Source organism: Ewingella americana ATCC 33852 (genome assembly GCF_000735345.1).
In the GTDB taxonomy this organism is placed as follows: domain Bacteria; phylum Pseudomonadota; class Gammaproteobacteria; order Enterobacterales; family Enterobacteriaceae; genus Ewingella; species Ewingella americana.
In genome coordinates this window covers 78515-91474 of record NZ_JMPJ01000017.1, presented here as the reverse complement: position 1 = coordinate 91474, position 12960 = coordinate 78515, and the positions used below count along the sequence as shown (strand labels likewise).

Genomic DNA, 12960 nt, shown 5'->3' with positions numbered 1-12960 from the left:
GCCTGTGCCAAAGTTAGCCGATCCAAACTTAATCGTGCCTGATTATAGCAGTTTAAGCATGGTAACTTCACAATCAGTATGGCCTGTATTGCCTAATGGCCCGTCAATATGCACAAAACCTAAGTGTTCATATAAAGCCACGGCTTGCGTCAGGCTGCCAGTGGTTTCTAAATAGCAGCGTGCGAAGCCTTGGGTACGGGCAAAATCTAATGCCTGTAAGGCTAATTTCTTGGCTAAACCTTTGCCGCGTAATGCAGAGTGGAAATACATTTTCTGCAATTCACACAAATCATCTTCTGCGCCTTGAAGAGGTGCCAACCCGCCGCCGCCCGCGATCTGCCCATCCAGCTCCACCACCCAATATGCACAGCGCGGTTGGCTGTAATTTTCATATAAATGGTCAAGGTTAGGGTCTGCAACCGTGTAGCCTTTATCAGCGGTCAGGCCGAATTCAGCAGACACTTGGCGGATAACATTCGCAATAGCGGCATTGTCTTCAGGACGTATCAGACGCACCTGCAAGTTGAGGGGTGTGGCGGTAGACATAAGACTCACTCAATATGATGTAAAAACACAATCAGTCCGAATTAATACCACCTAACCGCGCCGTGATGCAACGCTGGGGCGACGGATGGCGTTTTAAAATACGGAATAAAATGACCTCGCGCCGCTGTAACAAAAAAGGCCGCGTGAGCGGCCTTTTGCATAACAACACTCAGACGCTAGGCGTTACAGCGCAGCAATTGTCTCTTTCTGCTCGGCCAGCTTAACTTTGGCTTCGCCACAGGCAACCAGACGCTCACGCTCTTTGGCCACTACAGCTTCAGGAGCACGAGCCACGAAGCCTTCGTTGGAGAGCTTGCCTTCGATTGACGCGATTTCAGCATCAATCTTCGCCATCTCTTTATCCAAACGCGCCAGCTCGGCCGCTTTGTCGATAAGGCCAGCCATTGGGATCAGCAGCTCAGCGCCGTCCACCAGCTTGGTGACGGAAACTGGGCCTTTATCGCCCGCAGGCAGCACGGTGATGGATTCCAGACGTGCCAGCGAAGAGATGAAGTTCAGGTTCTGCTCAACGCGACGCTGTGCATCGGCACTTGCTCCGCGCAGCAACAGCTCCAGAGGTTTACCCGGAGAGAGGTTCATCTCGGCGCGTACGTTACGAATAGCGATGATAGCCTGCTTGATCCACTCAAGGTCGGCCAGCGCGCTTTCGTCAGCCTTAGCCGCGTCATACTCTGGGAAAGGCTGCAGCATAATAGTTTCAGCCGTGATGCCTTTCAGCGTTTTAACGCGCTGCCAGATGGTTTCTGTAATGAATGGAATGATCGGATGCGCAAGGCGCAGCAGGCCTTCCAGCACTTCCACCAGCGTATGACGAGTGCCGCGCAGTTGAGCTTCACTGCCACCATTCATCACCGGCTTGGTGAGTTCCAGATACCAGTCGCAGAACTGGTTCCAGGTGAATTCATACAGAATGCTGGCCGCTAAGTCGAAGCGGTAGCCGTCCATTGCGTCACGGTACGCTTTCACCGTGCGGTTGTATTCAGCCAAGATCCAACGGTCTGCCAGAGACAGCTCAAGCTCGCCGCCGTTCAGGCCGCAATCTTGATCTTCAGTGTTCATCAGCACGAAGCGGCTGGCGTTCCACAGCTTGTTACAGAAGTTGCGATAGCCTTCGAGACGCTTCATGTCCCAGTTGATATCGCGACCGGTAGAAGCCAGCGCGGCCAGCGTGAAGCGCAGGGCATCAGTGCCGTGCGGCTCGATGCCGTTCGGGAACTGCTTCTCGGTGCGCTTGCGGATTTTCTCCGCCAGCTGTGGCTGCATCATGTTGCCGGTACGTTTTTCCAGCAGGTCTTCCAGCGAAATACCGTCAATCATATCCAATGGATCGATTACGTTACCTTTCGACTTAGACATCTTCTGCCCTTCGTCGTCGCGGATAAGCCCGGTCATGTAGACCGTGTGGAACGGAACCTGCGGCTTGCCGTTTTCATCTTTCACGAAATGCATGGTCATCATGATCATGCGCGCGATCCAGAAGAAGATGATGTCGAAGCCGCTGACCACCACGCTCGACGGGTGGAAAGCTTTCAGATCGGCAGTCTGGTTCGGCCAGCCCAACGTGGAGAAGGTCCACAGGCCAGAAGAGAACCAAGTGTCGAGCACGTCTTCGTCTTGGGTCAGCACGACGTCTGCGCCCAAATTGTTTTCGCTGCGCACTTCCGCTTCGTCGCGGCCAACGTAAACGTTGCCTTCGGCGTCGTACCACGCAGGGATACGGTGGCCCCACCAGAGCTGACGGGAAATACACCAGTCCTGAATGTCACGCATCCAGCTGAAATACATGTTTTCGTACTGCTTAGGTACGAACTGGATCTCACCCTGCTCAACCGCTTCTACCGCCACTTTGGCCAGCGGCGCAGTGCGCACGTACCATTGGTCGGTCAGCATTGGCTCGATAACCACGCCACCGCGGTCGCCGTAAGGCACGGTCAGGTCGTGAGGTTTGATCTCTTCCAGCAGGCCAGCTTCGTCGAAAGCAGCAACCACGGCTTTACGCGCGGCAAAACGCTCAAGGCCACGGAAGGCTTCTGGGATCTCGTTGCTGCACGCATCGCTCTCTTCACCGTTGGTGTCGAAAACTTCCGCAGTCTGGCGAACATCGCCGTCGAAGGTCAGAATGTTGATCATCGGCAGGCCATGACGTTTACCGACTTCATAGTCGTTAAAGTCGTGGGCCGGAGTGATTTTCACGCAGCCAGTGCCTTTTTCCATATCGGCGTGTTCATCGCCCACGATAGGAATACGACGGCCAACCAGCGGCAGAATAATCTCTTTGCCAATCAAATCTTTGTAGCGCGGATCTTCCGGGTTAACCGCCACGCCGGTATCACCCAGCACGGTTTCCGGACGCGTCGTCGCCACCACCAGATAGTCTTTACCTTCGGCGGTTTTCGCGCCGTCAGCCAGCGGATAGCGCAGGTGCCACATGGAACCTTTGGATTCGCGGTTTTCAACTTCAAGGTCAGAAATCGCAGTGCGCAGTTTCGGATCCCAGTTCACCAGACGTTTGCCACGGTAAATCAGGTCCTCTTTGTACAGGCGTACAAACACTTCGCGCACGGCGTCAGACAGGCCTTCGTCCATGGTGAAGCGCTCACGCTCCCAGTCCACGGAGTCGCCCAGACGGCGCATCTGGCGAGTAATGGTGCCACCGGATTCGGCTTTCCATTCCCAGATTTTGTCGATGAAAGCTTCGCGACCGTAGTCGTGGCGAGTTTTGCCTTCTTCGGCAGCAATTTTACGCTCAACCACCATCTGCGTTGCGATACCCGCATGGTCAGTACCCGCCTGCCACAGGGTGTTTTTACCCTGCATGCGCTGATAGCGGATCATGGCATCCATGATGGTTTGCTGGAAAGCGTGACCCATGTGCAAGCTACCGGTGACGTTCGGCGGCGGGATCATGATGGCAAAGCTTTCTTTACTGGTGTCGCCATGCGGCTTGAAATAGCCCTGTTCTTCCCAGTGCTCGTAAAGCGGTTGCTCGATATCTTGCGGGTTATATGTCTTATCCATTTCGCTTCGTTTTTTTAGTCGGTCGATGTAGTGACAGACGGCGGCGTGGCCGTGGTCAAGGTAAAGCCAACGCTGCGATACGCTTTATAGCGATCGCGCGCCAACTGTTTAAGGGAATCTTCGTATGGTACGAAGTCTACCACTTCATGGAAAGCAGTAGCAAAATCTGCAAACTGAGGCAGCAGGCTTATCAACAGATCGCGCGGCGCGTTGCCGCGTTTCCCCGGCCAGCACAGCTCGACGGGCGCGCCAAACTTCGGCCCTTCACCAGCCAAATTGTGCGGCACGAACTGGCTTGGGTCGCGCTGCCATAAGGCTTCATCCAGACGTTCTGCCTGCTGTTGATCTTCACAGGCCAGCAAAACACGTTTCCCGGCGCGACAGCGTTCGGCGGCAATCTGACAGGCCAGCGCTTCGTGCGAGCTAAGGCCGGTGTCGCCATCGGGCGTATCGAGCAGGAAAAAAGTGGCTTGTTTCATCAGTTTTATCCAAAATAAATCAGGCCGGAGTTAACCGGCCCTAGGCGTTTCGATTGCTGATTAGGCCCATTAGCGCAGGCAGTTTGAGCACTGCTCTGGCTCAAAATGGATTAATCGTCGCCATCAAGCCCTGCGCGGTTCAACAAGAACTGAGAGAGCAGCGCGACAGGGCGGCCGGTGGCGCCTTTGTTCTTACCTGAACGCCACGCGGTACCGGCGATGTCCAGATGCGCCCAACTGTATTTGCGGGTAAAGCGCGACAGGAAGCAGCCAGCGGTGATAGCACCACCCGGACGGCCACCGATATTCGCCATATCAGCAAAGTTGGAATCCAGCTGCTCATAATACTCGTCAGCCAGCGGCAAGCGCCACGCGCGGTCGCCCGACTGCTCGGACGCGCCAATCAGCTCATGGGCCAGCGGATTGTGGTTCGACAGCAAACCGGTGATGTGGTGACCCAGTGCAATCACGCATGCGCCAGTTAAGGTCGCCACGTCAATCACCAGCTCAGGGTCGAAGCGCTCGACGTAAGTCAGGGCGTCGCACAGTACCAGACGGCCTTCGGCATCAGTATTCAGCACTTCTACCGTCTGCCCCGACATCGTGGTCAGAATGTCGCCCGGACGGAATGCCTGACCACCCGGCATGTTTTCACAGCCAGCCAGCACGCCAATCACGTTCAACGGCAGGTTGAGTTCAGCCACCACGCGCATCGCACCGTAAACCGCCGCGGCACCACACATGTCGTACTTCATCTCATCCATATCAGCCGCAGGCTTGATGGAGATACCGCCGGAGTCGAAGGTCAAACCTTTGCCGACGAGCACGATAGGCTTAGCGTCAGGATTCGGATTGCCTTTATATTCCATCACCGACATCAAGGATTCGTTCTTAGAACCCTGCCCAACCGCCAGATAGGCATTCATGCCCAGCTCTTTCATCTGCTGTTCGCCGATGACGCGGGTGGTGATGTTGGTGCTAAAGGCATCTGCCAGTTGGCGAGCTTGAGAAGCCAAGTAAGCCGCGTTACAGATGTTTGGTGGCATGTTGCTGAGGTCTTTCGCCGCTTTAATACCGGCAGAAACGGCCAGACCGTGCTGAATGGCACGCTCACCGCTGGTCAATTCGCGGCGCGTTGGCACGTTGAAGACCATTTTACGCAGCGGACGGCGCGGCTCGGTTTTGTTGCTTTTCAGCTGATCGAAGGTGTAAAGCGACTCTTTGGAGGTTTCGACCGCCTGACGCACTTTCCAATAGGTATTACGCCCTTTGACATGCAATTCGGTCAGGAAACAGACAGCTTCCATCGAACCCGTGTCGTTAAGGGTGTTGATGGTTTTCTGGATCACCTGTTTGTACTGGCGCTCATCAAGCTCACGCTCTTTCCCGCAACCGATCAAAAGGATACGCTCGGAAAGAATGTTCGGAACATGATGCAGCAGCAGAGTTTGGCCGACTTTACCTTCGAGTTCGCCACGGCGGAGCAAGGCACTGATGTAGCCATCACTGATTTTGTCGAGTTGTTCGGCAATAGGTGACAGGCGGCGAGGTTCAAAAACGCCGACTACAATACAGGCACTGCGCTGTTTTTCCGGGCTACCGCTTTTTACACTGAACTCCATGCACTCTCCTGAATCTTAAAGACAACGGCGGGGGCTGCGGCTAGAATGAATAGGCCGGAGACATCTCCCGTCACTGTGTTAACGACCTGTGTTAACCTGAACGGCGTTAGTTTTTATTTTGGCGGCTATAAGCATGTTCCTATAGGACACCCCAATTCTCGGTGTTGTAATACTATTTTAGCTGTGAAGGTTGCCATATGATGAGAATAAATGGCGGATTAGCGATGAAACTATCGATTTTCCTGCAAAAAGACAAGTTATCACAGGCGTATTAAGCGTGATCATCATTAGATATCTGGTTAGGGAAACCTTCAAGAGCCAAATCGCAATTCTCTTCATCCTGTTACTGATCTTCTTTTGTCAGAAGTTAGTCAGGGTTTTAGGGGCTGCGGTCGATGGCGATATCCCAACAAATTTAGTCCTTTCTCTGCTGGGCTTAGGCGTGCCGGAAATGGCACAGCTCATCTTGCCTTTAAGTCTGTTCCTCGGCTTATTGATGACATTGGGCAAACTTTATACTGACAGTGAAATCACTGTTATGCATGCCTGTGGCTTGGGGAAACGTTCATTAATCCTCGCTGCGCTAACTCTGGCTTTATTTACCTCTGTTTTTGCAGGTATCAACGCCTTCTGGGTCAGCCCTTGGTCGTCCAAGCATCAAGACGAAGTGTTAGCCGAAGCGAAAGCTAACCCAAGCATGGCTGCCATGGTCGAAGGCCAGTTCCAACAGGCACAGGATGGCAACGCCGTGCTGTTCGTTGGTAACGTGAAAGGCAAAGAATTCCACAACGTGTTCCTCGCGCAGCTGCGTCCGAACGGCAATCAGCGTCCGTCAGTGGTGGTCGCAGATAAAGGCCATATGGAACAGCGCCCGGATGGCTCCCAGTTGGTAACGCTGGACCAAGGCACGCGTTACGAAGGCACCGCCCTGCTGCGCGACTTCCGTATTACTGATTTCGTTAATTATCTGGCGGTCATTGGCCATCAGGCGGTAGCACTGGATACCAGCGATTCAGATCAGATGTCGATGCAACAGCTGTGGAGCTCAGATTTGCCTGAGGCGCGCTCAGAATTCCACTGGCGTCTGACACTGGTCGTCTCCGTGTTCATCATGGCGCTTCTGGTGGTGCCACTCAGCGTGGTTAACCCGCGTCAGGGCCGCGTGCTCAGTATGCTGCCGGCTATCATGCTGTATTTGATTTTCTTCCTGCTGCAAAGCTCACTGCGTTCTAACGGTGCGAAAGGCAAACTGGACCCACTGGTCTGGATGTGGGTGACTAACCTCGCCTACTTCGTATTAGCACTGGTGCTGAATATGTGGGACACGTTGCCGATGCGTAAGATCCGTGCGCGCTTGAGAGGGAGAGCCTGATGTTTGGAGTATTAGACCGCTATATCGGCCGCACGATCTTCAACACCATCATGATGACGTTATTCATGCTGGTGTCGCTGTCGGGCATTATCAAGTTTGTCGACCAGCTGCGTAAAGTCGGTCAGGGTGGCTATTCGGCCGCAGGCGCGGGCTTGTACACCCTGCTCAGCGTGCCGAAAGATATCGAGATCTTCTTCCCAATGGCGGCGCTGTTAGGCGCACTGTTGGGCTTAGGTACTTTGGCAACCCGCAGTGAACTGGTGGTGATGCAGGCTTCGGGTTTCACCCGCATGCAAATTGCTTCTTCCGTGATGAAGACGGCGATCCCGCTGGTATTGCTGACCATGGCAATCGGCGAATGGGTAGCTCCGCAGGGTGAGCAGATGGCGAGAAACTACCGCGCACAGCAAATGTACGGCGGTTCCTTGCTCTCCACCCAGAGTGGCTTGTGGGCGAAAGATGGCAAAGACTTTATCTTTATCGAACGTGTCGCGGGTGACAATGAAATCACCGGCGTAAACATTTACCACTTCGATAACAACAATAAGCTGCAATCCGTTCGCTACGCCTCTTCCGCGTCATTTGAAAATGGCACGTGGAAGCTGTCGCAGGTGGATGAATCTATCCTCACCGACGGCAAGCAGATCACCGGCTCGCAAACCCTGACCGGCGAATGGAAAACCAACCTGACGCCAGACAAGCTGGGTGTGGTTGCTCTTGATCCTGACGCGCTGTCGATTAGCGGCTTGCACAACTATGTGAAATATCTCCAGCAGAGTGGGCAAGAGGCCAAGCGCTATCAGCTCAATATGTGGAGTAAGATTTTCTCACCACTGTCAGTCGCGGTAATGATGTTGATGGCCCTGTCGTTCATCTTCGGGCCGCTGCGCAGCGTGCCGATGGGCGTGCGCGTGGTGACGGGGATCTGCTTCGGCTTCCTGTTCTACGTAATGGACCAGATTTTCGGCCCATTAAGCTTGGTGTACAGCATTCCGCCTATCTTAGGCGCGATACTGCCGAGCGCGCTGTTCCTGTTTATCAGTATCTATCTGCTACTCAAGAAACGCTAAGTGTTACCCGGCCCCTCCCCTCTTTTTTACGAGGGGATGGGGCCGGAAGAAGTCTCTTCTTTGCTAACTGCTGATTGCTAACTGCTGATTAATGCAAGTTATGCTCTTTCAAGAACGCATCCCCGCCCAGCTGTCCCATCTGCCGTAAAATCCACTGCTGTCTACGCAGCACATAAGCCGAAGGCGCGTTGACCTTAAACAGATGAGGGTTAGGCAGCACCGCGGCTAACAGCGCCGCCTGAGAGGCTGTGAGCTTGCTGGCGGGCTTATGGAAGAAGTGCTGAGCCGCCTGTTCCACGCCAAAGACGCCGTTGCCGAACTCCACGATATTCAGATACACCGTGAGAATACGGCGTTTGCTCCACACGGTTTCTATCCCCACCGTCAGCCCGGCTTCCAGCCCCTTGCGCACCCAGCTGCGCCCATCCCACAGAAACAGGTTTTTAGCCGTTTGCTGAGAAAGGGTCGATGCACCGCGGATCCGGGCATTTTCCTGATCGCTTTTAGAGAGAACGGATTGGATGGCATCGACATCAAAACCCCAATGCTCAGGAAATTTCTGATCTTCAGCGGCCATGACTGCTAGCGCCATTGGCGAGGATATTTCACTCATTGGCACCCAGTCAGAATGTGACACATAGCCAAAATCACCGGAGAGCCACGCCGAAATCTGCCTTTCGACCATCACAGCAGAAAAGGGAACGGGTAAAAAGGAAAACAGCACGATCCCTGCGATCCATACACCGATAACAAAAATTAGCAGTCGTTTTAACCATTTTAAGGGTGCTCGAAGTAGAGACTTTCCTGACGATTTGCTCATTCACTCCATTCCATTACACATCTGACCAGCTTATCAATCCCCAGAGCCGCTTGAGTGTCAGAATCGTCTGACAGACAACCCGGAGTGCTAACAATCCGCATTTCCATATTGACCACGATATCGTCCGCCGGACAGAAAACCGGCTCGGCACCAATTGCATCAAGGAGTTCCGCCCGATCGGCATCATTACCTAAGGTAACTCTAATTGATGTATCAAAGAGTTTCGGCGCTAACAAAGACGACTGACTGACAAATCCAATTGGTTTACGTTGCTTATGTATCTCACTCACCAATGTGAATAGTTGTTCATCGATCATGTAATCGTTTCCATCTTTCTCGAAGCTGGTCAACTGATTAATTACGCCAAATCCGCCACTAAAAATGAGCGAGCTGAGAAGTTCAGGAACCGATTCCTTGAGTGAAATTATTTCATAATCATCAAAATATGAGGATTTTTTTTCGTTAGCGGTAAAGCTAACGTTACACTTCTCAATTAAATCTTTAATAACAGCACGTTCCGAATCATCAGCAACGATAAACAACGCCTTAGCTGTGTGTTTTTTCACCGAACAAACGGTTAAAAAAGCGTCTGAAAACTCTGTTCCATTAGAAAAATCGCTACTACAGAGGAAAACACCCATAACCTGCATTTGTATTCTCCTAAAAATCCTGCGATAAAGACTTGTAGTTTTGTATAGACAAAGACTAATCTACATCACAGTTTTTAATGAATCTTGTAACAGTAACGCTTATATTTGTTATGTTGATTCATACGATATGTATTAGACTTTACGTCGAATTGACCAAAACCTGCGAAACCAGAACCCTAAGAATTATCGCGGGTTAACGATTTCCCTGGTGTTGGCGCAGTATTCGCGCACCCCGGCCTAGGCTGGGGTTATTTTTTTTCAGCGTTTGCCGTCCATTCACGTAAAATCTGCACATCCTTGCGCCATTCCAGCTTCAACTCATCAATCCATTCCTGAACGTTATCCCACCACGCTGGCAATGTAGGTGTTTGAATCTGTTGTGCTAGCACTTGTAGATGCTTAAGACCCACCGATCCGGCCGCGCCTTTAATCTTATGGCCCTCTTCCGCAATGCCTTTTTGGTCGCGGGCAATCATGTTGGAATCCAGCACTGCGAGATAATCCGGCATCATCTTCTCGAACATATCCGCGCTCTGGTAAATCAGCCCCGGCCCAACCAACTCCATGTACTGTTCCAGCATGGCGACATCGAGCACTGACTCGTTAGCTTTTGCGACCACGGTTTCTTCCTCTGTAGGCAACTCTTCGGGTTGATGATCCCAGAACTGCTGGATCATGGCGGTCAGCGCCGCGACGGACAGCGGCTTGCTCAGCACGTCATCCATACCGGCGTCGAGATACTCTTTCTTGTCTTTCAGCACGTTGGCGGTCAAGGCCACCAGCGGCGGGAGATGCTGCCCGGCGTAGTCTTGGCGAAGCTTGCGTGCGATATCCAGTCCGGTCATATCCGGTAGCTGGATGTCGAGCAGCACCAGATCGTATTCGTCCGGGTCGAACATTTGCAGCGCGTCGTGGCCGTTCATGGCCACGTCAACGCTGTTGCCGAGTTTCTCCAGCACCGAGCGCGCCACGATGACGTTCAGCTCGATATCTTCCACCAGCAGCACGTTCAGCGCTGGCAGTGGCAGGTCGTCCTCTTCTTCGCTCTGTTTGACCGGCTCATCAAGCGTAGGCGCGATAACGCTCAGGGTGAAGCAGGAACCCTGCCCCTTTTCGCTGCATACGGTGATATCGCCGCCCATGCTTTGCGCCAGACGTTTCGACACTGCCAGCCCAATCCCGGTGCCGGTAGCAGGCTTGCCGCCATTTTTATCTTTCACCTGGTAATACATGGCGAAGATCTTCTCTTGTTCATCTTTCGGGATGCCCATCCCCGAATCCTGCACTTCAAAGCGCAGATGCTCGCTGCCGTCATGATGGACGCGCACCACGATTTCGCCGTCGTGAGTGAACTTGACCGCGTTACCAATCAGGTTCCACAGGATTTGTCGCAAACGGGTGCCGTCGGTGACGATTTTGTCTGGCATTGGCAAATCAGGCTGCATCACGAACTTCAGCCCTTTCGGCTGAACCAGCAAGCCGGAGAGGTTTTCCAGATCGGACAAGAAACCGGTGAAGTCCACCGGCTGGTTATCCAGCTGCACTTTGCGGCGCTCGAGCTTATCCATCTCAATGATGTCATTGAAGATGTTGCCGAGGGTGATGGCGCTGACGTGAATGGTTTTCAGGTAGTTGTGCTGCTCGTCGTTAAGATGAGTGTCGAGCAGGATGCGGCTCAGCCCCACGATGCCGTTAAGCGGCGTACGCAGCTCGTGGCTGATGGTCGAGATAAACGTCGTCTTTTCCCTGCTGGCGTTCTCCAGCGCGTCCTGATAGCGCTTACGCTCGGTAATATCACGCCCGAAGCCCATCAGGCCGTGGCGCTTACCAATTCGGTCATAAAACGGCACTTTGCGCAGCTCGAAGCAGGCTTTGCGCCCGTCGGGATACACCAGCCACTGCTCGTAAGTTAATGAGACATTGTGGCGGAAGACTTTTTCGTCGGTTTCCACCACTTTCTCGGCAATGTCCGGGCTGTAAACATCATTGGGCGTCAGGCCGATAAGCTGCTTCTCGCTTTTGCCGGTCAGCAGCTCCATGGCGCGGTTACAGCCGGAGAACTCTTTGTCTTCGTTACGGTAATAGACCAAATCCGGCGAGGCATCGAGGAAGGAGCGGAGCAGAGCCGATTGCTGGCTCAGTTCAATCTGCGCCTGTTCGCGATGGTGCATCTCGAGCTTGAGCTTATCGACCACCGCCAGACGCGCTTCTTCAGCCTTGATACGGTCGGCGATCTCCTGATTCAGTTGGGTAATGTTGTCTTTCAGTTGCTGGTTCAGCGTGAGGTCGCGATGGCGCATCTCTTCCAGCTTATCGACCAAGCGCGACAGGCGCTGGCGAGACTCTTCCAGCTGTTCGACCACCACCGAGAGGAAATAGACCGCCCAAGGGGTTATCAGCAAACCAAAGAAGATTGAACGCACCACGTCGATGCTATCAACCTGCCCGCGCAGCAGCATGGTCACGGCCATTTGCACAATCATCGCCAGCACCACTAATGCGGACGCTAATAGCAAAGAAAAACGCACCAATCCCAGCTTGACCATCAGGTCGACGTAATACTGGGCTAACACTCGGATTTGCTTCATAACGATTCCCTAAAAACGAAGACGCTTAAATGATACCGCATATTGCTCAGAGATGAGGCGAAGATGAGTCAGAACCGCGAGTCCGCCATTGGCGCAGGCTTTGCACTCAGAAAGGGCTTGTGATGGTGCAAGGGAGATTAAATCCGTGCAGATATTGACTAATAAGCTGTGGGATATTATTAATGATCGCCTTAACTATTCAGGTTAGCCCCTAATATCCTCAGTATTTCCGCCCTTTCATCATTAATTCTCCTTAATGCGAATCACTCACATTAAGAATAACTATTCATTATTACTGCAAATAAAATCATTATTGGCTCTATGAATATTTCTTATTATTGGCCCCCTCTTAGTACATTATTACTGTCTGGTTAAAAACAGTCACAAAGCACAGGTGGCAGGGGTTTAGCAGTATAAAACACTGCGATTATCGTCACTTCCAGCATGGTACATAGTTAGTGTGGCTACCGGACAGTGAGACAGCTCACACTTCGGCCCCCTATCCGCAACGACTATGCGGGTTTAAAATCACCTTTAAATCCTTTTGTTTCAATGTGATAACCTCAGTTATGCACATTTTGATATAACTTAAATACCTATTTGACCTGTGTATGCTTTCTCGCTAAGTTGGGAGTCCGCTGGAAGCAATCTCGACGGGTGCATCACTCGTCATATTTATGCAGTAATTGAAGACTCCCTCATTAAAACAAGTCAACCACCACTTGTGAGAACCGTCACGAGGGGCCTTTGACCGAGAAACTCAGGCATTCAACG

Annotated in this window: 9 protein-coding genes; 2 read left to right on the top strand and 7 right to left on the bottom strand. The window is 52.6% G+C overall.

The annotated features are described in order from the left end of the window. Window positions 1-42: 42 nt before the first annotated feature. From GEAM_RS00510 to pepA, 4 genes are all read right to left on the bottom strand, one after another. The gene (locus GEAM_RS00510; RefSeq protein WP_034786747.1) at window positions 43-546 is read right to left on the bottom strand and encodes a GNAT family N-acetyltransferase; all 504 of its coding nucleotides are present in this window, start codon (window positions 544-546) and stop codon (window positions 43-45) included. Window positions 547-729: 183 nt separating this feature from the next. After that, entirely contained in the window at window positions 730-3585 is a 2856-nt protein-coding gene (locus GEAM_RS00505; protein WP_034786744.1) for a valine--tRNA ligase, read from the bottom strand. A gap of 14 nt (window positions 3586-3599) precedes the next feature. Further along, window positions 3600-4064, bottom strand: coding sequence for a DNA polymerase III subunit chi (locus GEAM_RS00500; protein ID WP_034786742.1), 465 nt, complete (start codon window positions 4062-4064; stop codon window positions 3600-3602). A 110-nt stretch (window positions 4065-4174) separates the two neighbouring features. Continuing rightward, on the bottom strand, window positions 4175-5686 hold the full coding sequence (pepA, locus tag GEAM_RS00495) for a leucyl aminopeptidase (protein ID WP_034786741.1): 1512 nt from the start codon (window positions 5684-5686) through the stop codon (window positions 4175-4177). Between the two features lie 277 nt (window positions 5687-5963). Between pepA and lptF the strand changes: the two genes are divergently transcribed. Together lptF and lptG are read left to right on the top strand one after the other, a co-directional pair. Further along, on the top strand, window positions 5964-7058 hold the full coding sequence (gene lptF, locus GEAM_RS00490) for an LPS export ABC transporter permease LptF (protein ID WP_034786739.1): 1095 nt from the start codon (window positions 5964-5966) through the stop codon (window positions 7056-7058). Continuing rightward, window positions 7058-8128 carry an LPS export ABC transporter permease LptG gene (gene lptG / locus GEAM_RS00485; protein ID WP_034786737.1) on the top strand — a complete coding sequence of 357 codons (1071 nt, stop codon included), beginning with the start codon at window positions 7058-7060 and terminating at the stop codon, window positions 8126-8128. The genes lptF and lptG overlap by 1 nt, the downstream gene beginning before the upstream one ends. A gap of 88 nt (window positions 8129-8216) precedes the next feature. Here the strand turns inward: lptG and mtgA are convergent, their stop codons facing one another. The 3 genes from mtgA to arcB form a co-directional block, all read right to left on the bottom strand. Beyond that, entirely contained in the window at window positions 8217-8948 is a 732-nt protein-coding gene (gene mtgA / locus GEAM_RS00480; protein ID WP_034786736.1) for a monofunctional biosynthetic peptidoglycan transglycosylase, read from the bottom strand. Then, window positions 8945-9598: a type 1 glutamine amidotransferase family protein gene (locus GEAM_RS00475; RefSeq protein ID WP_034786732.1), complete on the bottom strand. Its 654-nt coding sequence runs from the start codon at window positions 9596-9598 to the stop codon at window positions 8945-8947. Before GEAM_RS00475 ends, mtgA begins: the two co-directional genes overlap by 4 nt. 248 nt (window positions 9599-9846) lie before the next feature. Continuing rightward, on the bottom strand, window positions 9847-12186 hold the full coding sequence (gene arcB / locus GEAM_RS00470; protein WP_034786731.1) for an aerobic respiration two-component sensor histidine kinase ArcB: 2340 nt from the start codon (window positions 12184-12186) through the stop codon (window positions 9847-9849). Window positions 12187-12960 lie beyond the last annotated feature (774 nt).

Excerpts from the sequence above, each read along its gene's own strand:
- GEAM_RS00510 (WP_034786747.1), bottom strand. The coding sequence starts at position 546 with ATGTCTACCGCCACACCCCTCAACTTGCAGGTGCGTCTGATACGTCCT.
- GEAM_RS00505 (WP_034786744.1), bottom strand. The coding sequence starts at position 3,585 with ATGGATAAGACATATAACCCGCAAGATATCGAGCAACCGCTTTACGAG.
- GEAM_RS00500 (WP_034786742.1), bottom strand. The coding sequence starts at position 4,064 with ATGAAACAAGCCACTTTTTTCCTGCTCGATACGCCCGATGGCGACACC.
- pepA (WP_034786741.1), bottom strand. The coding sequence starts at position 5,686 with ATGGAGTTCAGTGTAAAAAGCGGTAGCCCGGAAAAACAGCGCAGTGCC.
- lptG (WP_034786737.1), top strand. The coding sequence starts at position 7,058 with ATGTTTGGAGTATTAGACCGCTATATCGGCCGCACGATCTTCAACACC.
- mtgA (WP_034786736.1), bottom strand. The coding sequence starts at position 8,948 with ATGAGCAAATCGTCAGGAAAGTCTCTACTTCGAGCACCCTTAAAATGG.
- GEAM_RS00475 (WP_034786732.1), bottom strand. The coding sequence starts at position 9,598 with ATGCAGGTTATGGGTGTTTTCCTCTGTAGTAGCGATTTTTCTAATGGA.
- arcB (WP_034786731.1), bottom strand. The coding sequence starts at position 12,186 with ATGAAGCAAATCCGAGTGTTAGCCCAGTATTACGTCGACCTGATGGTC.